Origin of the sequence: Pseudomonas sp. LS-2 (assembly GCF_003605735.1) — a bacterium.
GTDB lineage: Bacteria > Pseudomonadota > Gammaproteobacteria > Pseudomonadales > Pseudomonadaceae > Aquipseudomonas.
Genome location: NZ_QXTJ01000039.1, coordinates 387,223 through 410,216 on the forward strand (window position 1 = coordinate 387,223; position 22,994 = coordinate 410,216).

Genomic DNA, 22,994 nt, shown 5'->3' on the forward strand with positions numbered 1-22,994 from the left:
CCTGAATCCCGGGCAAGCGCTTCTACAGACGGAGACCGCGCCACCTGTGTTAATTTGCGTTCTTTTTGCAAGCACACAGGGACGCCGATGACGAAGCTCAACACTCCGAAAGAAAGCCCACGCGCCCTCGCGATTTTCGCCAGTTTCGTCGCCTCCGAATCGGCGGGCGGCATTGTCCTGATGGGCGCTGCGCTGGCTGCGATCATCGTCGCCAACTCGCCCATGGCCGCTTATTACTTTGCCGCACTGCACAGCGTCTGGGGCGGGTTGTCGATCGAGCTGTGGATCAATGACGGTCTGATGGCAATTTTCTTTCTGATGGTCGGGCTGGAAATCAAGCGTGAAGTACTCGCCGGTGGCCTCGCCAGTTGGGGACAGCGCGCCCTGCCCGGCTTCGCTGCCGCAGGCGGCATGCTGGTGCCCGCGCTGATCTACGTCGCTATCAATATGGGCAACTCGCAAACCCTGAGCGGCTGGGCGATTCCTGCCGCCACCGACATCGCTTTTGCGCTGGGCGTGCTGTCGTTGCTCGGCAAACGGGTTCCGACGTCGCTGAAAGTCTTTCTGGCCGCGCTGGCGATCCTCGACGATCTGGGCGCTGTCACCATCATCGCGCTGTTCTACAGCAGCGGCCTGAACCTGCCGATGCTCGGCGCCTCTTTCGCCACGCTCGCCGTATTGATCGTCATGAACCGCATGGGCGTGCAGCGTCTGCTGCCCTACCTGCTGCTCGGCCTGATGCTGTGGTTCTTCGTCTTGCAATCCGGCGTCCATGCGACGCTGGCCGGTGTGGCACTGGCGTTGTGCATTCCGCTGGGGACTCGCCAGGAAGAAGCCCGTTCGCCACTGTTATTTCTCGAAGAGAAGATGCACTACTGGGTCGCGTTCGCCGTGGTACCGGTGTTCGGCTTCGCCAATGCGGGCGTGTCGTTGTCCGGCATCACGCTGGGCAATCTGATCGATCCTGTACCGCTGGGGGTGGCGCTGGGGCTGTTCGTGGGCAAGCAGGTCGGTGTGTTCCTCGCCGCGACCCTGGCGATTCGCTCAGGTCTGGCCCGCCTGCCCGAAGGCAGCAACTGGATGCAGATGTATGGCGTCGCACTGCTTTGCGGCATCGGCTTCACCATGAGTCTGTTCATCGGCAACCTGGCATTCCCTGGCGCACCGCATCTGATCGACGAAGTAAAAGTGGGTGTATTGATGGGCTCGATTCTGTCGGCGATCGTGGGTGTACTGCTGTTGCGCAGTCGATTGAGCCACCATTGATCCAGCGTCAGGCCAGACGTTGAAAAATTAATTTTTCGAACCGTGCATCCAGATCGCCTTCTGGCGGGTAGTACAGACAGCAGCCTTTCGCTGCCGAACGGAATTCCCTTCAGGAGAAACTGCGATGCACGCTAAACACTACTTCTGCCTGGCCGCCAGTACACTGGTCCTGACCTGTGCCTCCTCCGTTTTCGCCCAAGCCGATCTGCCTGACAGCATCAAAGTTCCAGCTGGCCACAAGGTCAGCATGGAGACCACCGGCGTAGGTGAAATCACTTACGAGTGCAAAGCCAAAGCCAACAACGCTTCAGAGATGGAGTGGACATTCGTTGGCCCCAAAGCCGTCCTCAATGATCGCAGCGGCAAGCAAGTGGGTACCTACTTCGGGCCTCCAGCCACATGGGAAGCCAAGGACGGGTCGAAAGTGACCGGTACACAGTTGGCTGTTGCGCCGTCCGGCGCGGGAAATCTGCCGTACCAACTGGTCAAGGCCAACCCGGCTGAAGGGAAAGGTGCCATGACCGGCGTCAGCTACATCCAGCGGGTTGCGCTCAAAGGCGGAGTCGCTCCGGCCAGCACCTGCTCAGCGGCCAACAAAGGCGCCAAAGAAGTGGTCAAGTACCAGGCTGACTACATCTTCTGGGCCAGTAACTGACACCTAAAGTTGCGTCGTCCTGCGCGGGAAGTGGTCTATGCTCCTGCGCGGGAGCCCGGCAAACGGCCGCGGCTGACGTACCTTTTTCTGGCTGATCGACGTGTCCGCACCTCAGACTCCCTTTGATTACGAAGCAGCGTTGCATGCCTGCGCCCGTGGCGAACGGCACGCGCTGCAACGCCTTTATGAACAGGAAAGCCCGCGCCTGCTTGGCGTGGTGCAACGCATCGTCGTTGACCGGGCGCTGGCCGAAGACATTGTCCACGACGCCTTCATCAAGATCTGGAACGCCGCCGCGAGCTTTGACGTCAGCCGGGGGACGGCGCGCGGCTGGATGTTCACCGTTGCCCGACACCTGGCACTGAACAGCGTGCGCAACAGCGCTCGGGAAGTGACGATGGACGACGACAACGATGAAGACAGCCACGCCCAGGCCACACTCGAAGGCTGGCAGAACGTGACCGATGCATTCGATTGGCGGGTCAGTCCGGGCCGGATCGATTCCTGTCTCGATCAATTGGACCCCGTGCGTCGCAACTGTGTTTTTTACGCCTACGTCGACGGTTATTCTCATCAGCAAATCGCACAAAAACTGGGTGCGCCGCTGGGCACGGTGAAAGCCTGGATCAAGCGCAGCCTTGTTGCGTTGCGGGAGTGCATCGGATGAGCGAAAAATCAGACACAACACCTGATCATGACGTGCAGATTCTGGCGGGCGAATACGTATTGGGGACACTGTCGGCGGTGCAACGCGCCGAGGTTCAGGAACGGCTGAATCATGACCCGGCGTTGCGCAGGGCGGTCGATGGATGGGAGGCGCGCCTGTTCGCATTGACCGAAATGGCCGAGCCACTGCCGCCTTCCTCTCGCCTTTGGCACCGAATCGAGCGAAGTCTGGACGAACTCTCCACAGCGCCACCGATTGCAGTACGAACGAGCCGCAAGAGGCCAACTCGCTGGTGGGACAGTCTCAATGTCTGGCGCACGCTCGCCGGGCTCGGGCTGGCCGCATCAGTTATATTGGGCACCTCACTGCTGACCCAGTCCCCTCCTCAAACCATGCCGTCGTATCTGGTGGTCCTGGTGGCGCCGCAAGACAAGGCGCCGGGCTGGGTGATTCAGGCCAATGCCGCGAGAGAAATCCAGTTGATTCCCTTGAGCGAGACCGAAGTGCCCGAAGACAAGGCTCTGCAGTTCTGGACCAAGGCCGATGACTGGCAAGGGCCGGTGTCGCTGGGGCTGGTCAAACCAGGGGAGGTGTTCAGGGTGCCGCTGGGCAAACTGCCGCCGCTGCAGCCCAACCAGCTGTTCGAACTGACACTCGAGAAATCCACAGGCTCACCGATCAACAAGCCGACTGGCCCGATTCAGTTCATCGGGCGTGCGGTGAAGGTGATCTGATCATGCCAGGGATCAACCTGCAGCAGACCGGCTTGCCGGCGGTGACGCTGTTGATATCCCACCGCCGGCAAGCCTGACTGCTACAGAACAGTGGCGTTACTACCACCTCAACACCCGCGGTCCGATCAGCGCACCGATCAACGTCGACAGCAACAGACCGAGCAGATACCAGACACCCCAGAACGGAATCTCCATTTCCGGGCAATGCAGACAGTAGGCGATCGTCGCCACCGAGCCGGCGAGCAACCCACCACAGGCGCCTGCGACACTCAGACGCGTGGGCGCCATACTGCGTAGCGCCCAAAAAATGGAGATGAAACCGGGGATCGCCAACAGGGTGATGTTGAATGCACAGGTGCGCCAGGTCCTGCCGAAGATCATCGCGACCCGCGTATCCGGCTCGGCCTGAGTCAACGCATACAAGCCGGCCAGCCACACCGCCAACACCCCCGCACTGACCACCCAGCGCCCGGAACCGGCGCTCACCCCGGGCCGCGCCAACCGAGTGACCATCCACAGCGAGCCGACCGCCAGACATAGCGGCAAGGCGATCTTGGCCCAGAACAACGGCGTTCTCGACACGACCGACAGGTCTGGCCGCGCACCGAAAATTGCCAGCACCATGACGAGCGAACCCAACCCGGCGATGATCACAGCCAAGGCGAAACGCTTGGCGAGCAATCCGCGATCCACGGGAGCGACACCGCCTGCGAGCATGGCAATCAGGTCATCGGTTTTCATCGTGCACCTCGTATGCGTGCCGCCAGCGCCTTGAGGCCGCGATGCACGCCAATCTTGACGGCGGACTCCGAAAGCCCCGTCATCTTTGCTGTTTCAGTGACCGACAGGCCCTCAAGCTTAACGTGCATGATCGGCAGTCGCTGGCGATCAGGCAGCTCATCCAGCAGCTTGCTCAGATCGCGACTCGCCTGGGCAGGTTCGAGCTCAGGTTCGGCGAACAGCTCGGCGGTGTCGTCCAGGGCATCATTGAACACGTCGCTGCGTGAGCGGGCTCGAAAAAAGTCCATCAGTTTATAGCGGGCAATCGCGAACACCCAAGCTGTTAGCGGCTGATCGACACGGTAGGTGTGCCGAGCGTTGTGAACGGCCAGTAACACCTCCTGAAGCACATCTTCGATATCGCCTGACTGACGCTGCATTCGCGTACGCAAAAAACGGCGCAGGTGACCGCTCAGCTCGCTCAGAAACGTCCGGTACGCGCGCTCGTCACCTTCCTGCCCCGCCAGAAACAGCCATTGCAGGTGCATTTCCCGGTTACGCAAAGCCGCAGTGTGCGCAGCGTGATCAGTAGTTCGGTCCATCGCTCGCCCTGGTTACACCTGCGTAAAAAATTATCGAGCAATCCTGTAGCGGTCGAGCGGCGGTGGCGTCGGGAGATCGCTGCCGCCGGCGAGCCAGACTGCTACGGGGTTGGCGGTCGTTGCGCAGTAAATGCCAAACACCACCACCAGACAATTCAACTTTCTGTTACCGATTGCACTGTCGTGGGGCGCTCGCACCCAAAAGTAACAATCTCGCACTTCTTGTAACGAGTGCGAGGGCAGTGCAGTTGAGTAGTCAACATAGCGCAGCCCCAGACACATCGAGCCTTCCCGGCTTTTATTCGCCGCTATCGAGAAGTTGGCCTTACGGTTGCATATGCTTGTATGTACAAGTAAATATGAGTATGCAAGAGCGCCGTCAGCGCCCGCTTCGATACACGGCAAGTGGCGCTCGATCTGCTAAACCCATATTCCGCCTGTTCGACACAGGCACCGTCAGCCCAGTGCCTGGGCCGGATTGATCATCGAGGATTGTTACGTGACTACTGATAACAAAACCCCAGCTCAGCAATGGACCAAACGCCGCGATGTAGAAATCCGCGCGGCCCGCGGCACTCAACTGACCGCCAAGAGCTGGCTGACCGAAGCGCCGCTGCGGATGTTGATGAACAACCTCGACCCGGAAGTCGCCGAGAATCCGAATGAGTTGGTGGTCTACGGCGGGATCGGTCGCGCAGCGCGCAACTGGGAGTGCTACGACAAGATCGTCGAGAGCCTGACCAACTTGAACAGTGACGAGACACTGCTGGTGCAATCCGGCAAGCCAGTCGGCGTGTTCAAGACTCACAGCAACGCCCCTCGTGTGCTGATCGCCAACTCCAATCTGGTCCCGCACTGGGCCAACTGGGAACACTTCAACGAACTGGACGCCAAGGGCCTGGCGATGTACGGCCAGATGACCGCTGGCAGCTGGATCTACATCGGCAGTCAGGGCATCGTTCAAGGTACCTACGAAACCTTCGTCGAGGCCGGTCGCCAACACTATGACGGCAACCTGAAAGGCCGCTGGGTTCTGACCGCAGGCCTGGGCGGCATGGGTGGCGCGCAACCACTGGCCGCGACGCTGGCCGGCGCTTGCTCGCTCAACATCGAATGCCAGCAGAGCCGCATCGATTTCCGCCTGAAAAGCCGTTACGTCGACGAACAAGCCACTGATCTGGACGACGCCCTGGCGCGCATCGCCAAGTACACAGCCGAAGGCAAAGCGATCTCCATCGCACTGCTGGGCAACGCCGCTGAGATCCTCCCAGAACTGGTCAAGCGCGGAGTGCGTCCGGACATGGTCACCGACCAGACCAGCGCCCACGACCCGCTCAATGGTTACCTGCCAAAAGGCTGGACCTGGGAGCAGTATCGCGACCGCGCTGTCACTGAGCCCGCCGCGGTGGTCAAGGCCGCCAAGCAGTCGATGGCCGAACACGTCGAAGCGATGCTTGCGTTCCAGAAACAGGGCATCCCGACCTTCGACTACGGCAACAACATCCGTCAGATGGCCAAGGAAGAAGGCGTGAGCAACGCGTTCGACTTCCCAGGCTTCGTCCCTGCCTACATCCGTCCGCTGTTCTGCCGGGGTGTCGGCCCGTTCCGCTGGGCTGCGCTGTCGGGCAATCCGGAGGACATCTACAAGACCGACGCCAAGGTCAAGGAACTGATCCCGGACGACGCGCACCTGCACAACTGGCTGGACATGGCGCGCGAACGCATCAGTTTCCAGGGCCTGCCGGCCCGTATCTGCTGGGTCGGGTTGGGACAGCGCGCCAAGCTGGGCCTGGCGTTCAACGAAATGGTCCGCAGCGGCGAACTGTCGGCCCCGGTCGTAATCGGTCGTGACCACCTGGATTCGGGCTCGGTCGCAAGCCCGAACCGCGAAACCGAATCGATACAGGACGGTTCCGACGCTGTGTCCGACTGGCCACTGCTTAACGCCCTGCTCAACACCGCCAGCGGCGCGACCTGGGTCTCGCTGCACCACGGTGGCGGCGTGGGCATGGGCTTCTCGCAGCATTCGGGCATGGTCATCGTCTGCGACGGCACGGACGAGGCGGCCGAACGTATCGCCCGCGTGCTGCACAACGACCCGGCCACCGGTGTCATGCGTCACGCCGATGCCGGTTATCAGATTGCAATCGACTGCGCCAAAGAGCAGGGTCTGAACCTGCCGATGATCGATAGCTGATAGACAGTCCAGGCTCAAACGTCTGTCTGTAGCAGCACGGCATGCCGACGGTGGCGACCTCGATAACGCCACCTGCGGTGAACTGAGCCCCGTCAGGCACGTCTGTTAAAGCTGGAGTGAAGCGGGGCGCGGCGCCGAGAGTGCCTGCCCCCATCGGCTGGATGCCATCTGCTTTCGTTACTGCCCCAGTCCATGCAATACAGCCCATACAAGACCAGGAGCGTCACACAATGAAAACGAAAAAGGCCTTGCTATCCACGTTGCTGACCGTCGGCGTGCTCGCCAGTGGCGCGACTCAGGCGGCGGGATGGTGTGAGTCCGGCAAACCGGTGAAATTCGCCGGTCTGAACTGGGAAAGCGCGATGCTGCTGACCGACGTGCTGCAAGTGATCCTGAACAATGGCTATGGCTGCCAAACCGATAGCCTGCCAGGCAATTCCATCACCATGGAAAACGCCTTGGGCACCAACGATATTCAGGTCTTCGCCGAGGAGTGGGTAGGCCGCAGCGAAGTCTGGAACAAGGCCGAGGCGGCGGGCAAAGTGGTCGGTGTCGGCGCACCGGTCAAAGGCGCAGAGGAAGGCTGGTATGTGCCTCGTTACGTGATTGAAGGCGACGCCAAGCGCAAGCTGGAAGCCAAGGCGCCAGACCTCAAGTCCATCGCTGATCTGGGCAAATATTCGGCGCTGTTCAAGGACGCCGAAGAGCCGGAAAAAGGCCGCTTCTACAATTGTCCCGCCGGCTGGACCTGCGAGCTGGAAAACAGCGAAATGCTGAAAAGCTATGGCCTGGAAGACAAATACACCAACTTCCGCCCCGGTACCGGCCCGGCCCTGGATGCGGCCATCCTTTCGAGCTACAAGCGTGGCGAGCCGATCCTGGCCTATTACTGGTCGCCAACGCCGCTGATGGGCCAGGTGGACATGGTGCGTCTGGAAGAAAAAGCCGGCGTGAACAAGACCATCGACATCAAGGTTGGCCTGTCCAAGGCATTCCACGAACAGGCGCCTGAACTGGTCTCGGTCATGGAGAAGGTCAACATCCCGATCGACCTGCTTAACCAGAACCTGGCACGCATGACCAAGGACCGCATCGAGTCGCCAAAACTGGCGAAGATCTTCCTCAAGGAACATCCTGAAGTCTGGCACCAGTGGGTCAGCGAAGACGCAGCCAGGAAGGTGGATGCTTCGTTGTAGAGGGTTGAGGCATACGACCTGTAGGAGCGCGCTTGCCCGCGATGACGTCGGCACACCTGATATCTGTGGTGACTGACATAACGCAATCGCGGGCAAGCGCGCTCCTACAAAGGCAGCGCGGCATCTGACAGCAGACACGCACCACCTAATAGATCGAGACACGCTTATGTTCCCCGAAAGCTTCACGTTCTCCATCGCCGACTGGGTCAACGACTGGGTCGACAAACTGGTCACCAACTACGGCGACGTGTTCCGGCACATTTCCGATACGTTGCTGTGGGCCATCGTCAAACTCGAAGGCCTGCTGCGCATCGCGCCGTGGTGGGTGCTGTTGGCGATCGTCGGCATCATCGCCTGGCACGCCACCCGCAAAGTCACCACCACCGCCGTGATCATTGGCCTGCTGTTTCTGGTCGGCGCCGTGGGTCTGTGGGACAAGCTGATGCAAACCCTGGCCCTGATGCTGGTCGCGACCTTCATCTCGGTACTGATCGGTGTGCCGCTGGGCATTCTTTCGGCGCGCAGCAATCGCCTGCGCTCGGTGCTGATGCCGTTGCTCGACATCATGCAGACGATGCCCAGCTTCGTGTACCTGATCCCGGTGCTGATGCTGTTCGGTCTGGGCAAGGTTCCGGCGATTTTCGCCACCGTCATCTACGCCGCACCGCCGCTGATTCGCCTGACCGATCTGGGCATTCGCCAGGTGGACGGCGAAGTCATGGAAGCGATCAACGCCTTCGGCGCCAACCGCTGGCAGCAACTGTTCGGCGTGCAACTGCCGCTGGCCCTGCCGAGCATCATGGCGGGAATCAACCAGACCACCATGATGGCCCTGTCGATGGTGGTCATCGCCTCGATGATCGGCGCGCGCGGTCTGGGTGAAGACGTACTGGTGGGCATTCAGACCCTCAACGTCGGGCGCGGACTGGAAGCCGGTCTGGCCATCGTCATCCTGGCGGTCGTCATTGACCGCATCACGCAGGCCTATGGTCGGCCACGGCATGAGGCAAACAAATGATGAGTGTCGACACTGCGAGTACCGACGGCAAAATCGTCGTCAGGAACGTCTACAAGATTTTCGGCGGCCGCGCGAAAGAAGCGCTCGCCATGGTTCAACAGAACCAGAGCAAGGATCAGGTGCTTTCGAAGACCGGCTGCGTGGTCGGTGTGAACGACCTGTCGCTGTCAATCGGCAGCGGCGAAATCTTCGTGATCATGGGCCTGTCGGGCTCCGGTAAATCAACGCTGGTGCGTCACTTCAACCGTCTGATTGATCCCACCAGTGGCGAGATTCTGGTCGATGGCGAGAACATCATGACCTACGACATGGAAGCGCTGCGCAACTTCCGTCGGCACAAGATCAGCATGGTGTTTCAGAGCTTCGGCCTGCTGCCGCACAAGACCGTGATGGAAAACGTCGCTTATGGGCTGACCATACGTGGCGAAAGCAAAGCGCAATGCGCCGAGCGCGCCCAGCACTGGATTACCACCGTGGGCCTGAAAGGCTACGAGAAAAAATACCCCCATCAGCTGTCCGGCGGCATGCGTCAACGTGTGGGCCTGGCCCGCGCCCTGGCAGCCGACACTGACATCATCCTCATGGACGAAGCCTTCAGCGCCCTCGATCCGTTGATCCGTGCCGAGATGCAGGATCAACTGCTGGAGCTGCAATCGACCCTGAAGAAAACCATCGTCTTCATCACCCACGACCTCGACGAAGCCGTGCGCATCGGCAACCGCATCGCCATCCTCAAGGACGGCCGGTTGATCCAGGTCGGAACACCGAAAGAAATCCTCTACTCGCCTGCCGACGAATACGTTGATCGTTTCGTCCAGCGGCGCGTGGCGACCCTTTAAGGACGGCTGTAACCATGTCGCGAGCAGAACAGATCATCATCGGCGACGCTCAGGTCACCTGGCAGGACGTGGTCGCCGNACGTATCGCCAATGCGCAGGCGATCGTCCAGAGCATCGTTGCCAGCGGTGAGCGCGCCTACGGTGTGAACACCGGATTGGGCGCGCTGTGCAACGTTTCGCTGGAGCGTGAGCAACTGAGCCGCCTGTCGCGCAACACCCTGCTCAGCCACGCCTGCGGTGTCGGCCCGGCTCTGCCTGACGAGCAGACCCGCGCAATCATCTGTGCCGCGATCATTAACTACAGCCAGGGCAAGTCCGGGATTCATCGCCAGGTAGTCGAAGCGCTTCTGGCCTTGCTCAACCATAGCATCACGCCGCAGGTGCCCTCCCAGGGTTCGGTGGGTTATCTGACCCACATGGCACACATCGGCGTGGCGTTGCTGGGAGTCGGGCAGGTGAGCTATCGCGGCCAGGTCATCTCGGCACTTCAGGCACTGAACGAAGAGGGCCTGGCGCCGGTTGAGCTGGGGGCCAAGGACGGGTTGTGTCTGGTCAACGGCACGCCGTGCATGACCGGCCTCAGTTGCCTGGCCATCGCCGACGTGAACCGTCTGACGCAGTGGGCCGACGTGATCGGCGCCATGACTTTCGAAGCGCTGCGCGGGCAGCTGGATGCGTTCGACGAAACCATCATCGCCCTCAAGCCGCACCCCGGCATGCAGCAAGTAGGCAAGAACCTGCGCGGACTGCTGGCGGGGAGCGAAGTGCTTGCCAACAGCAAGGGCATTCGCACGCAGGATGCCTTGAGCATTCGTTCGATACCCCAGGTCCACGGCGCCACGCGCGACCAGCTCGCGCACGCCACGCGGCAGATCGAGATCGAGCTTAATTCCGCTACCGATAACCCGCTTTTGCTGGGCACCCCCGAGGCGTATCGCGTCGTGTCTCAGGCCAACCCTCACGGCCAATCGGTCGCGATGGCCGCAGACCTCCTCGCCATTGCCATGGCTGAGCTGGGTTCGATTGCCGAACGACGTCTTGATCGCCTGATCAACCCGACCGTCAGTGGACTGCCGGCGTTTCTGGTCAGCCAGCCGGGGGTCAATTCCGGGATGATGATCGTGCAGTACGTTGCTGCTTCGCTGTGCGCGGAAAACCGCCAGATGGCGCAACCGGCGGTCATCGACAACTACGTGACCTCGGGACTGCAAGAAGATCATCTGAGCATGGGCACCAGCGCCGCGTTGAAGCTGCTCAAAGTACTGGAGAACGCCACGCAGATTCTGGCCATCGAGTACCTGTTGGCGGCTCAGGCGTTCGAATTTTTCAAAGGCCCGCAATTCGGGGTCGGCACCGAGGCCGCGTGGCGCCTTTTGCGCGAGCGCGTGCCGGCCTACGACGAAGACCGGTGGCTGGCACCGGATATCGCCAGCAGTGTGACGCTGCTCAAGAACGAAGAGTCTTTGGAATCCGTCTTTCAGGTCTGCCGCGATCATGCGGCAGCGCATAACCACAACAACATCAGTCGCAGCCCGAGCGCCACAAGCGCGGGACAGACAGGAACCAGTTCAAGGCACGCGACCGACATCCACCAAGGAGTAGCAGCATCGTGACCGATTCCCAAAAGGCGACCCCGCTGAACCTGATCCCCGGCCAGTTGACCCTGGCGCAATTGCGCGCGATCTATCGGCAACCCGTGACCCTGAGCCTGGACGCCAGCGCCGATCAGCAAATCGACAACAGCGTGGCCTGCGTCGAGCAGATCCTGGCAGAGAACCGTACGGCCTACGGCATCAACACCGGCTTCGGCCTGCTGGCCTCCACGCGCATCGCCAGCGCCGACCTGGAAAACCTCCAGCGCTCGCTGGTCTTGTCCCATGCCGCTGGCGTCGGTCAGCCGATCAGCGACGAACTGGTGCGCCTGATCATGGTGCTCAAGGTCAACAGCCTGAGCCGTGGTTTCTCGGGCATTCGCCGTCAGGTCATCGATGCGCTGATCGCGCTGATCAACGCCGAGGTGTACCCGCACATCCCACTCAAGGGCTCGGTCGGTGCATCCGGCGACCTGGCGCCGCTCGCGCACATGTCGCTGGTGCTGCTGGGCGAAGGCAAGGCGCGTTACAAAGGGCAATGGTTGAACGCGGTCGAGGCGCTGGCAGTGGCCGGTCTCAAGCCACTGACACTGGCGGCCAAAGAAGGTCTGGCGCTGCTCAACGGCACTCAGGTGTCCACCGCTTACGCGCTGCGTGGCCTGTTCGAAGCCGAAGACCTGTTCGCGGGCGCTCTGAGCTGCGGCGCCCTGACCGTTGAAGCCGTGCTTGGCTCGCGCGCCCCGTTCGACCCTCGCATTCATGCCGCACGTGGCCAGCGTGGGCAGATAGATGCCGCTGCCGCTTATCGCGATCTGCTCGGCGACGGCAGTCAGGTTTCCGAATCCCATCGCGACTGCGACAAGGTTCAAGACCCCTACTCCCTGCGTTGCCAGCCGCAAGTCATGGGCGCCTGCCTGACCCAACTGCGCCAGGCTGCCGAAGTGCTGGCAATCGAATCCAACGCGGTGTCCGACAACCCGTTGGTGTTCGCAGCCGAAGGTGAAGTCATCTCTGGCGGTAACTTCCATGCCGAGCCGGTCGCCATGGCCGCCGACAACATCGCACTGGCCATCGCTGAAATCGGTTCGCTGAGCGAACGCCGCATCTCGCTGATGATGGATAAGCACATGTCCCAGCTGCCGCCATTTCTGGTTGCCAATGGCGGGGTGAACTCCGGGTTCATGATCGCTCAGGTGACGGCTGCGGCCCTGGCAAGCGAAAACAAGGCGCTTTCCCATCCGCACAGCGTCGATAGCCTGCCCACCTCCGCCAACCAGGAAGACCACGTATCGATGGCTCCGGCTGCCGGCAAGCGCCTTTGGGAAATGGCGGAGAACACTCGCGGCGTGCTGGCTGTAGAATGGCTGGCTGCGTGTCAGGGCCTGGATCTTCGCAATGGCCTGAAAACCTCCGAAAAGCTGGAAATCGCCCGCACCACCCTGCGTGGCAAAGTACCGTTCTACGAAAAAGACCGCTTCTTCGCACCAGATATCGAAGCCGCCACCGAGCTGCTGGCTTCGAACTGTCTGAGCGAATTGGTCTCTGCTGACCTGCTGCCGAGCTTCTGATCGGTGACAGGCCAGGAGGGCCTGTCGTTGAAATGAGGGTGAGAGCATCAAGCCGTTCCATTGCAGGAGCGCGCTTGCCCGCGATTGCGGTGGGTCAAACGCCAACGATGTTGGATGTGCCGACGTTATCGCGGGCAAGCGCGCTCCTACGGGGCAGCGCAATCACCGTCATTTCACAGCAAAAGAAAGACTAGGAAAGTGTGAAATGAAACCGCAAACCGCTACAGATTTAAAACGTGGGCTCAGCGCTCGCCACATTCGCTTCATGGCGCTGGGTTCGGCGATCGGGACCGGGCTGTTCTACGGCTCGGCTTCAGCCATCAAACTCGCGGGACCTGCGGTCCTGCTGGTGTACATCCTAGCGGGCGCTGCGGTGTACATGGTCATGCGCGCACTCGGCGAAATGGCCGTGCGCAATCCGGTGGCCGGTTCATTCAGTGAATACGCCACCACCTATCTGGGTCCGATGGCCGGCTTCGTGCTGGGCTGGACCTACGCTTTCGAGATGATCATCGTCTGCCTGGCCGATGTCACGGCGTTCGGTATCTACATGGGTTTCTGGTTTCCCGAGGTACCCCGCTGGATCTGGGTGCTCGGCATCGTATTTGTCATTGGCGCGCTCAACCTCTGCAGCGTCAAGGTCTTCGGTGAAATGGAATTCTGGCTGTCGCTGCTCAAGGTCGGCGCGATCATCGCGATGATTCTCGCAGGCTTCGGCATCATGCTGTTCGGGATCGGTTCTGCGTCAGGCGAATCGGTGAGCCACATCAGCAATCTGTGGACCCAGGGCGGTTTCATGCCCAATGGAGTCGGCGGTCTGGTCGCCTCGCTGGCGGTGGTCATGTTCGCCTTCGGTGGAATCGAGATCATCGGCGTCGCCGCTGGCGAAGCCCGTAACCCGGAGCGGGTGATTCCACGCGCGATCAACGCAGTACCACTGCGCATCCTGCTGTTCTACGTGCTGACGCTGTTCGTGCTGATGTCACTGTACCCATGGCACCAGATCGGCGACCAGGGCAGTCCGTTCGTCCAGATCTTCGATCACCTGGGCATTTCCTCCGCCGCGATCATCCTCAACATCGTGGTGATCTCTGCCGCCGTCTCGGCGATCAACAGCGATATTTTTGGCGCCGGACGCATGATGTATGGCCTGGCCAAACAAGGACAGGCACCCAAGGGCTTCGCGCAATTGTCTTCTCAGGGCGTGCCGTGGATGACCGTTCTGGTCATGGGCGCAGCTCTGCTCTGCGGGGTGGTGCTGAACTACTTGATCCCGGAAAACGTGTTCCTGCTGATCGCATCCATCGCTACCTTCGCGACGGTCTGGGTGTGGCTGATGATCCTCGTCACACAGATCGCCATGCGCCGGTCGATGAATGCCGATGAAGTTGCTCAACTGAAATTCCCGGTGCCGTTCTGGCCGGTCGCACCCCTTGTTGCCACGGCGTTCATGGTGTTCGTGTTCGGCGTGCTGGGTTACTTCCCCGACAGCCAGCCCGCGCTGGTGGTCGGCGCCGTGTGGATCGTGTTGCTGGTGATCGCGTACCGGTTGTGGGTGAAGCCCAGGCAGGACCTGATAAACGCCGGATCGAACGGCTGATGAATAACCTGTAGGCGTGAGCTTGCTCGCGATCACGGTGTAGCAGACAAGGATTGTTTGCCTGACACACAGCTATCGCGAGCAAGCGCACTCCCACAGGGTCCAAATCACATTGCTCTCTGGAGGCACTGATGAAAACGCTCTGGCATAACTGTCATGCAGCAAGCATGGCGAACGGCAGTTACTCGATCATCGAGAACGCCGCCATCGTGACCGAAGGCGCGCACATCGCGTGGATCGGCCCGCATAGCGAACTGCCGGATCAGGGCGACATCAGGGCTTTCGATCTGAGCGGCGCGTGGGTGACGCCGGGCCTGATCGACTGCCACACCCACACGGTGTTCGGCGGCAATCGCAGCGGTGAATTCGAGCAGCGCCTGCAAGGGGTCAGCTACGCTGACATCGCAGCGGCAGGGGGCGGCATTGCCAGTACCGTTCGGGCCACCCGCGCGGCCACTGAAGAGCAGCTTTACGCCAGCGCCGAGCGAGGTCTGCAACACTTGCTCAAGGACGGCGTGACCACGGTGGAGATCAAATCCGGCTACGGCCTGGACCTGGCCAGCGAGCGCAAAATCCTGCGCGTCATCCGCCAGCTGGGTGAAAAACTCCCGGTCACCGTGCGCAGCACCTGCCTGGCGGCACACGCCTTGCCGCCGGAATACAAAGATCGCGCCGACGACTACATCGCCCACATCTGTAGCGAAATGCTGCCCGCGCTGGCCGCGGAAAATCTGGTGGATGCTGTCGATGCGTTCTGCGAATACCTGGCGTTTTCGCCGGAGCAGGTCGAGCAGGTATTCATTACGGCGGGTCAACTGGGCCTGCCGGTCAAGCTGCATGCCGAGCAACTGTCGTCGTTGCATGGATCGAGCCTGGCAGCGCGTTATCAGGCGTTGTCGGCGGATCATCTGGAATTCATGACCGAGGATGACGCCATCGCCATGGCGGCTTCCGGCACTGTAGCCGTGCTGTTGCCGGGCGCGTTTTATTTCCTGCGCGAGACCCAGTTGCCGCCAATGGACGCATTGCGCAAACACGGCGTGAAGATCGCCATCGCCACCGACCTCAATCCCGGCACCTCGCCGGGCCTGTCGCTGCGACTGATGCTGAACATGGCCTGTACGCTGTTCCGCATGACGCCGGAAGAAGCGCTGGCGGGTGCGACCCTCCATGCCGCCACAGCGCTGGGCATGGCCGATACCCATGGCTCGCTTGAGGTCGGCAAGGTCGCCGACTTCGTGGCATGGAACATCGAACGACCGGCCGACCTGGCGTACTGGCTGGGCGGCGATCTGGACAAACGCGTCGTGCGTCACGGCGTCGAAAGCACCTTCTGAATCAGGAGAACACCGTGGACAAGGTTCTGAGTTTCACTCGCGGTCGCGTACCGCTGCTGATCAGCATGCCGCACCCAGGCTTGAATCTGACGCCTGTCGTGCGCGATGGTCTGGTCGACGAGGCCGTGAGCCTGCCGGACACCGACTGGCACATTCCGCGCCTCTATGACTTCGCCCATGATCTGGGCGCAAGCACGCTGGCTGCCGAATATTCGCGCTTCGTCATCGACCTCAATCGCCCCTCCGATGACAAGCCGCTTTATGCGGGAGCGACCACCGGGCTGTATCCCTCGACCTTGTTCGAAGGCGATCCGTTGTTCAAGGAAGGCAAAGAGCCGAGCAAGGAAGAGCGGGCACGTTATCTGGAGCAGATCTGGACGCCGTACCATGACACGCTGCGCATCGAGCTGGAGCGGCTGCGTGACGCGTTCGGCTACGCCATGCTGTTCGACGCCCACTCGATTCGTGGGCACATCCCGCACCTGTTCGACGGCCGCTTGCCAGACTTCAACCTCGGCACCTTCAACGGCGCCAGCTGCGATCCGGAACTGGAGAAGCGCGTCGAAGCGGTCTGCGCAGGCGCCAGGAGCTACAGCCACGTGCTGAACGGGCGCTTCAAAGGCGGCCACATCACTCGCCATTACGGCAACCCGGCGCAGAACATCCACGCGGTTCAGCTGGAACTTGCGCAAAGCACCTACATGGAAGAGTTCGTGCCGTTCCACTACCGCAAGGATCTGGCCGAGCCGACCCGTGCGGTGCTCAAGGAACTGCTCGAAGGCATGATTACCTGGGGGCGGGAGAAATACGGGAAGTAGTCATCTGGCACGCCGAGATAAGCTTCTGGCCGAAGGCCGTGGGAGTCCAGCTAGCTGACGATCTACTGCGCAGCAGCAGTTAAATCAGGCGCCCTGGCTGGATCAGACACACCGCGTCCATAGAATTTACCGCCGGTTCCCGGCAGATCGTCGGCAAGCCGGCCTCCCACGCCCTCCGGCCAGAATCAAAAGCGATCCGCCGAGAACCGAGTCACTTCCTCAACAACCGCAATCCGTTGAACACCACCAGCAGACTCACGCCCATATCAGCAAACACCGCCATCCACATGGTCGCCATGCCTGCGAAGGTCACGACCAAAAAGATCACCTTGATCACCAGCGCCAGTGCGATGTTCTGCTTGAGCACGGCCGAGGTATCGCGGGACAGGCGAATGAACGCCGGTATCTTGCGCAAGTCATCATCCATCAGCGCCACGTCGGCAGTCTCAATGGCGGTATCTGTCCCTGCGGCCGCCATGGCAAAGCCGATCTCGGCCCGGGCGAGGGCCGGCGCATCGTTGATGCCGTCTCCGACCATGCCGACACGATGGTTCTGCGCGTAAAGGTTCTCGATGACCTGCAGCTTGTCGGTGGGCAGCAAATTACCTTGCGCCTGATCGATCCCGACCTGAGCCGCAATGGCCTTGGCGGTATGGGGGTTATCGCCGGTCAACATCACGGTTTTCACACCCAGCGCATGCAGCTGCGAAATGGCTTCGCGGCTGCTGTCCTTGACCGTATCGGCAACCGCAAACAGCGCCAATGGCCCTGTCTCATCGAACAGCAAGACCACGGTCTTACCTTGGCTTTCCAGCGCTTCCAGCCTGGCCTCCAACGCTGGCGAACACAGGCCCGATTCATGCACCAGGCGGTGGTTGCCCAAGTGGTACAGGCGCCCGTTGACTTCGCCTTTTACGCCACGCCCGCCCAAGGCTTCGAACACCTCGACCTGCAAGTGGCCGTCCTTACCGTACGCAGTCGCGATCGCCTGCGAAACCGGATGATCGGAACGCCCGGCCAGGCTTGCTGAAATCGCCACAGCCTGTTCGCCGACTGTATCGTCGAGCAGCACGTAATCGGTCTGCACCGGCTTGCCATGGGTAATGGTGCCGGTCTTGTCCAGCGCTAGATAATCGAGCTTGTGCCCCATTTCCAGATAGACGCCGCCCTTGACCAGAATACCTTTGCGCGCCGCCGCAGCCAGGCCGCTGACAATGCTCACCGGGGTCGAAATCACCAAGGCACAGGGGCAGGCCACCACCAGCAGCACCAGCGCGCGGTAGATCCAGTCGAACCATGCCGCGCCCATGAACAGCGGCGGGATCACCGCCATCGCCAGTGCCAGAGCGAACACGGCCGGGGTGTAAATCTTCGAGAAACGGTCGACGAAACGCTGAGTGGGCGCCCGCGCGCCCTGAGCTGCCTCAACCGCATGAATGATCCGCGCCAGCGTCGAATTCTTCGCCGCAGCCGTCACCGTGTATTCCAGTGAGCCAGCCTGGTTGATGGTCCCGGCGAACACCTTATCGCCAATGGTCTTCTCCACCGGCATACTTTCACCAGTGATCGGCGCCTGATCAATAGTGGAATGGCCCGATACCACTTCGCCGTCCAACCCGATCCGCTCGCCCGGCTTGACCCGAACCACACTGCCCAGAGCGATCTGGTTGACCTCGACCTCAATCCACTGGCCATCCTGCTGGACGGTCGCGGTTTCAGGCGTCAGCTGCATCAAACCACCAATGGCATTGCGTGCCCGATCCAGCGACTTGGCTTCGATCAGTTCAGCCACGGTGAACAGAAACATCACCATTGCCGCTTCCGGCCATTGCCCGATCAGCACAGCGCCGGTCACCGCGATGCTCATCAGCGCGTTGATGTTGAGATTGAAGTTCTTGAGGGCAATCCAGCCTTTTTTATAGGTGGTCAAGCCGCCGCTTGAAATCGCGACCAAGGCAATCAACGCCACCACCCAGGTGGGCGCAGCATCGGTGAAGTGGATGATCTCGGCGGCTACGGCCATGACCCCGGACAACGCCAGCGGCCACCATGGTTTTTTCGGTGCAGGCAGCGATGCCGTGTCCTTGTCGGCGCCCTCCTCGATCACGTCCGCCTGCATGCCCAATGAGCCAATCGCCTCACGGATCGGATCGGTGGAGGGCAACTCATGCCAGACACCCAGCACGCGGTTGATCAGATTGAATTCGAGCTTCTGAATGCCGGACATCTTGCCCAGTTTGTTCTGAATCAGCGTTTGCTCGGTGGGGCAGTCCATGGCTTCGATACGCAAGCGGCTGAGCTGAGCGTTGTCAGTCGAACCGGTGCCAACGTTGACGACGGCAGGCGCATCTTCATGGGAACAGCAAGAGTGAGCGTGAGGCTCGTGCTTGCCTACGGGGGTAAATTCCACAGGAGCCGGATGATCATGGCCATGAGCCGAATGGTCGTGCCCGGCATGATCGTGCGGCGAATGTTTGTGTACAGAGTCACTCATCGGTTGAGTCTCTTGGTGTGCGTGTTGCCAAGTGAACACCCTGTAGCCACTATAGGGTCAAGCCACAAAATGAGATCGATGACCATGACTGCGTCTTTCAAGATCGGCGAGCTGGCAAAACTCACGGACTGCCCGGTTGAAACCATTCGCTATTACGAGCGCGAAGGCCTGTTGGACGAGCCTGCTCGCAGCGAAGGCAACTATCGGCTGTACACCCAGGAGCACGTCGAGCGCCTGACCTTCATCCGCAATTGCCGCAGCCTGGACATGACCCTTGATGAGATCCGCAGCCTGCTGACCTTGCGAGACAGTCCTCAGGATCAGTGCGAGAGCGTCAATGCGCTGATCGACGAACACATCCAGCATGTCAGTGCACGCATCGCCAGCCTGCAGGCGCTTCAGGAACAGTTGATCGACCTTCGCCAGCGCTGCAGCGAAGGTGCCCCGGATCACTGCGGAATTCTGGATCGGTTAGAGGTAAGCGGCAGCGTGGTTACGCCTGAACTCGAACATTCTCACGTAGGCAGAAGCCACGGGCATTAGCGCGAATGCCGCCTGTGTAGGAGTGAGCTTGCTCGCGATTGCGGTGTGTCATCTGAGATATTCGTACCTGACGCGCCGCAATCGCGAGCAAGCTCACTCCTACAGAGAATTGGCGTAGGGCAACAGACATAACAAAGCCCCCGACCTCATCAGTCGGGGGCTTTGTTTAATCGCAATCAACCGTGATGAATACGCTCCACCGCCTCGGTCACGCCTGCGCCGTACTCCGGATCGGCCAGGGTGCAGTGCTTGATGTGCAACTCAATGATCGGCGCCGATACGCCGCGCAGGGCTCGGGCTGTGTTGTCGAACAATGACTGTTTCTCTTTCGGGCTCATCTTGCGGAACAGATTGCCCGGCTGGGAGAAATAATCGTCATCCACACGGTGGTTCCAGTGGCCCGCAGCGCCCTCGATGGACAGCGGCGGCTCTCTGAAATCCGGTTGCTCCTGAAACGCGCCCCTGGTGTTGGGCTCGTAAGAGGTCATGCCGCCGCGGTTGCCATCGATGCGCATCACGCCATCGCGGTGGTAGCTGTTCACGTGCAACGCGGCACGTGGCGAGTTCACAGGGATCTGATGGAAGTTGACGGTCAGGCGGTAGCGCTGCGCATCACCGTAAGAGAACAACCGACCTTGCAGCATCTTGTCTGGCGAGAAGCTGATGCCGGGCACCACGCTGGAAGGCGCAAAGGCGGCCTGCTCCACATCGGCAAAGTTGTTCTCCGGGTTGCGGTTCAGTTCGAACACGCCTACTTCGATCAGCGGGTAGTCACTCTTCGGCCAGACCTTGGTCAGGTCGAACGGGTTGATGTGATATGAGCCGGCTTCTTTCTCCGGCATGATCTGCACGAACAGTTTCCAACGCGGGAAGTTACCGTTCTCGATGCTCTCGTACAGGTCACGGTGATGCGACTCACGGTCACGGCCCACCAGATCCTGCGCCTCGGCGTCGCTCAGATTGGCGATGCCTTGCTGCGAGACGAAGTGGAACTTGACCCAGAAACGCTCGTGCTGCGCGCTGAGGAAGCTGTAGGTGTGACTGCCGAAACCATGCATCTCGCGGTAGCTGCGCGGAATGCCACGCTCACTCATGACCACAGTGACCTGATGGAAGGCTTCAGGAAGCTGCGTCCAGAAGTCCCAGTTGTTTTCAGCACTGCGCATGCCGGTGCGCGGATCGCGTTTGACGGCATGGTTCAGGTCAGGGAATTTCAGCGGATCGCGCAGGAAGAACACCGGTGTGTTGTTGCCCACCAGGTCCCAGTTGCCTTCTTCGGTGTAGAACTTCAGCGCGAAACCGCGAATGTCGCGCTCGGCATCCGCTGCGCCGCGTTCACCTGCCACTGTAGAGAAGCGGGCGAACATTTCGGTCTGCTTGCCGATCTGCGAGAAAATTTTAGCCCGGGTGTATCGGGTGATGTCGTGGGTTACGGTAAACGTGCCGAATGCGCCTGAGCCTTTGGCGTGCATGCGGCGCTCCGGGATGACCTCACGGTCGAAGTGAGCCAGCTTCTCCAGAAACCAGACGTCCTGCAGCAGTGCAGGGCCATTGGGGCCTGCCGTCTGGATGTTCTGGTTATCGACTACGGGGGCGCCAAATGCGGTCGTCAGTTTGTTGCTCATGCGCTTCTCTCCACAAGGGTCACGTGCTTGGGCGGTCTCTGTCGAAACCGGCCTTTGTCTGTTCGATGTGGAGAACGATAGGGAAAACCCGGTGCTTAAGCTCATTGTGAGTCCACACTGGGTGAATAGAGGAAATCAATCGTTTATTAATTGATCGATAGCGTAGAGCGATGATTGTTTACATTGTAGGAGCGCGCTTGCCCGCGATAAAGTCCGCCAATCGACATATTTGTCACTGACGTTCCCCCATCGCGGGCAAGCGCCCTCCTACACGGTGAGGCGTTAAATCTGGCTGCGGTGGTAGCCATGCGGCACGCCGCCCTTGGACAGCACCCATTGCCACAATTGAATGTCCCTGGCGCGGAATGCACCGGCGCAGGACAACAGATAATAGCGCCACATGCGGAAAAAACGCTGGCCCAACTGCGCTTCGAACTGCGGCCAGGCCTTCATGAAGTTGTCATGCCAGGCCATCAGTGTCTTATCGTAATCAGCACCGAAGTTGTGCAAGTCTTCGACGACAAACAGCCCGTCCATGGCATCGCCCATTTGCCCGATGGAAGGAAGGTCGCCATTGGGGAATATGTATTTGTCGATCCACGGGTCAGGATAAGAGTTACGCTGGTTCTTGCCAATCGTGTGCAACAGGAACAAACCGCCAGGCTTCAAACAGCGATGGGCCAGTTCCATGTATTCACGATGATTCTTGCGACCGACGTGTTCGAACATGCCCACGCTGGCAATGGCATCGAAGGATTCGTTCAGCTCTCGGTAATCCTGAAAACGGAACTCCAGTGGCAGTCCTTTGTACCGCTCCTGGGCCCAGGCGATCTGCTCTTTGGAAATACTCACGCCCACCGCTTCGACGCCATAGTGCTCGGCGGCGTAGCTCATGAAGCTGCCCCAGCCGCAGCCGATATCCAGCACCCGCATGCCGGGCTTGAGCTGCAGCTTGCGGCAGATCAGATCCAGCTTGGCGGCTTGAGCCTCTTCAAGGCTGGTTGCATTCTCCCAGTACCCGCAGGTATACGTCATGCGCGAGTCAAGCATCTTCGAGTAAAACTCATTACCCAGATCGTAATGCACTTCGCCGACGGTCTTGGAGCGTTTGACGTTCTGCCGGTTCATGAACTTGGCCATCAGCGCATAGAACACCAGGCGCATAGGCTTCACATCATCGGTCATGCCGGTTTTCAGCAGACGGTGGAAAAACTCATCCAGATGTTCACTGTCCCACTGCCCCTCCATGTAAGCCTCGCCAAGCCCCAGATTCCCTTGAGCAAACGCCCTTTCGATAACCCCCGGGCCGTTGAAGCGGATATCAGAAGGCGCCGCCCCGTTAATCTGGATCCCGGCTTGGTTGAGTATCCGGGCGGCGGTGCGATAGAGACCGGAGGTATGGGTGGAAAAGGTGTCAGTGCTGAAGTTCGTCGTGGTCATGGATGGTTATTTCCGAACGCGTGTCAGGCTAAAGACTTATAGGTAGCCCCGACTATAGAACAAACATTCAATGAATTTAAACT

The 22,994-nt window shown here is 60.3% G+C and carries 19 protein-coding genes and 1 pseudogene; 15 read left to right on the forward strand and 5 right to left on the reverse strand.

The window, feature by feature from the left end; translation table 11 throughout:
• Window positions 1-87 precede the first annotated feature (87 nt).
• From nhaA to D3M70_RS22985, 4 genes are all read left to right on the forward strand, one after another.
• A complete protein-coding gene (gene nhaA / locus D3M70_RS22970) occupies window positions 88-1,266 on the forward strand; it encodes a Na+/H+ antiporter NhaA (protein WP_120127915.1) in 1,179 nt (392 codons plus the stop codon).
• A gap of 124 nt (window positions 1,267-1,390) precedes the next feature.
• Window positions 1,391-1,921, forward strand: coding sequence for a DUF3455 domain-containing protein (locus D3M70_RS22975; RefSeq protein WP_120127916.1), 531 nt, complete (start codon window positions 1,391-1,393; stop codon window positions 1,919-1,921).
• Between the two features lie 100 nt (window positions 1,922-2,021).
• On the forward strand, window positions 2,022-2,588 hold the full coding sequence (locus D3M70_RS22980) for a sigma-70 family RNA polymerase sigma factor (protein ID WP_120127917.1): 567 nt from the start codon (window positions 2,022-2,024) through the stop codon (window positions 2,586-2,588).
• A complete protein-coding gene (locus D3M70_RS22985; protein WP_120127918.1) occupies window positions 2,585-3,322 on the forward strand; it encodes an anti-sigma factor domain-containing protein in 738 nt (245 codons plus the stop codon). Before D3M70_RS22980 ends, D3M70_RS22985 begins: the two co-directional genes overlap by 4 nt.
• Before the next feature lie 99 nt (window positions 3,323-3,421).
• Here D3M70_RS22985 and D3M70_RS22990 read toward each other — a convergent pair whose 3' ends face one another.
• Together D3M70_RS22990 and D3M70_RS22995 are read right to left on the reverse strand one after the other, a co-directional pair.
• A complete protein-coding gene (locus tag D3M70_RS22990; RefSeq protein ID WP_120127919.1) occupies window positions 3,422-4,063 on the reverse strand; it encodes a DUF1109 domain-containing protein in 642 nt (213 codons plus the stop codon).
• On the reverse strand, window positions 4,060-4,644 hold the full coding sequence (locus tag D3M70_RS22995) for a sigma-70 family RNA polymerase sigma factor (protein ID WP_120127920.1): 585 nt from the start codon (window positions 4,642-4,644) through the stop codon (window positions 4,060-4,062). The genes D3M70_RS22990 and D3M70_RS22995 overlap by 4 nt, the downstream gene beginning before the upstream one ends.
• A 499-nt stretch (window positions 4,645-5,143) precedes the next feature.
• Between D3M70_RS22995 and hutU the strand changes: the two genes are divergently transcribed.
• From hutU to hutG, 10 genes and pseudogenes are all read left to right on the forward strand, one after another.
• Entirely contained in the window at window positions 5,144-6,841 is a 1,698-nt protein-coding gene (gene hutU, locus D3M70_RS23000; RefSeq protein ID WP_120127921.1) for a urocanate hydratase, read from the forward strand.
• A 230-nt stretch (window positions 6,842-7,071) separates the two neighbouring features.
• Window positions 7,072-8,037 (forward strand): ABC transporter substrate-binding protein, encoded by a 966-nt coding sequence (locus tag D3M70_RS23005; RefSeq protein WP_120127922.1) that lies wholly within the window; start codon window positions 7,072-7,074, stop codon window positions 8,035-8,037.
• Between the two features lie 166 nt (window positions 8,038-8,203).
• Window positions 8,204-9,055: a proline/glycine betaine ABC transporter permease gene (locus D3M70_RS23010; RefSeq protein ID WP_120127923.1), complete on the forward strand. Its 852-nt coding sequence runs from the start codon at window positions 8,204-8,206 to the stop codon at window positions 9,053-9,055.
• Window positions 9,055-9,894, forward strand: a complete 840-nt coding sequence (locus D3M70_RS23015) for a glycine betaine/L-proline ABC transporter ATP-binding protein (protein ID WP_120128399.1) — start codon at window positions 9,055-9,057, stop codon at window positions 9,892-9,894. The genes D3M70_RS23010 and D3M70_RS23015 overlap by 1 nt, the downstream gene beginning before the upstream one ends.
• A 14-nt stretch (window positions 9,895-9,908) precedes the next feature.
• Window positions 9,909-9,972: hypothetical protein (locus D3M70_RS33595; RefSeq protein ID WP_256659981.1), on the forward strand; the 64-nt coding region annotated here is incomplete at its 3' end.
• Window position 9,973: 1 nt separating this feature from the next.
• Window positions 9,974-11,507, forward strand: a pseudogene (gene hutH, locus D3M70_RS23020) (histidine ammonia-lyase); the annotation flags it as partial.
• The gene (hutH, locus tag D3M70_RS23025; protein ID WP_375233019.1) at window positions 11,504-13,054 is read left to right on the forward strand and encodes a histidine ammonia-lyase; all 1,551 of its coding nucleotides are present in this window, start codon (window positions 11,504-11,506) and stop codon (window positions 13,052-13,054) included. The pseudogene hutH (D3M70_RS23020) and the gene hutH (D3M70_RS23025), both read left to right, overlap by 4 nt.
• A gap of 205 nt (window positions 13,055-13,259) precedes the next feature.
• The gene (locus tag D3M70_RS23030) at window positions 13,260-14,654 is read left to right on the forward strand and encodes an amino acid permease (RefSeq protein WP_120127925.1); all 1,395 of its coding nucleotides are present in this window, start codon (window positions 13,260-13,262) and stop codon (window positions 14,652-14,654) included.
• A gap of 131 nt (window positions 14,655-14,785) precedes the next feature.
• Window positions 14,786-15,991 (forward strand): imidazolonepropionase, encoded by a 1,206-nt coding sequence (gene hutI / locus D3M70_RS23035; protein ID WP_120127926.1) that lies wholly within the window; start codon window positions 14,786-14,788, stop codon window positions 15,989-15,991.
• A 14-nt stretch (window positions 15,992-16,005) separates the two neighbouring features.
• Window positions 16,006-16,809, forward strand: coding sequence for an N-formylglutamate deformylase (hutG, locus tag D3M70_RS23040; RefSeq protein WP_120127927.1), 804 nt, complete (start codon window positions 16,006-16,008; stop codon window positions 16,807-16,809).
• Window positions 16,810-17,020: 211 nt separating this feature from the next.
• Here the strand turns inward: hutG and D3M70_RS23045 are convergent, their stop codons facing one another.
• On the reverse strand, window positions 17,021-19,303 hold the full coding sequence (locus tag D3M70_RS23045) for a heavy metal translocating P-type ATPase (protein ID WP_120127928.1): 2,283 nt from the start codon (window positions 19,301-19,303) through the stop codon (window positions 17,021-17,023).
• Between the two features lie 84 nt (window positions 19,304-19,387).
• On the opposite strand from D3M70_RS23045, the gene cadR reads away from it, so the two are divergent.
• On the forward strand, window positions 19,388-19,846 hold the full coding sequence (gene cadR, locus D3M70_RS23050; RefSeq protein WP_120128402.1) for a Cd(II)/Pb(II)-responsive transcriptional regulator: 459 nt from the start codon (window positions 19,388-19,390) through the stop codon (window positions 19,844-19,846).
• Between the two features lie 176 nt (window positions 19,847-20,022).
• Here cadR and D3M70_RS23055 read toward each other — a convergent pair whose 3' ends face one another.
• Window positions 20,023-21,471 (reverse strand): catalase, encoded by a 1,449-nt coding sequence (locus tag D3M70_RS23055; protein ID WP_120127929.1) that lies wholly within the window; start codon window positions 21,469-21,471, stop codon window positions 20,023-20,025.
• Between the two features lie 282 nt (window positions 21,472-21,753).
• A complete protein-coding gene (gene cfa, locus D3M70_RS23060) occupies window positions 21,754-22,911 on the reverse strand; it encodes a cyclopropane fatty acyl phospholipid synthase (RefSeq protein ID WP_120127930.1) in 1,158 nt (385 codons plus the stop codon).
• Window positions 22,912-22,994 lie beyond the last annotated feature (83 nt).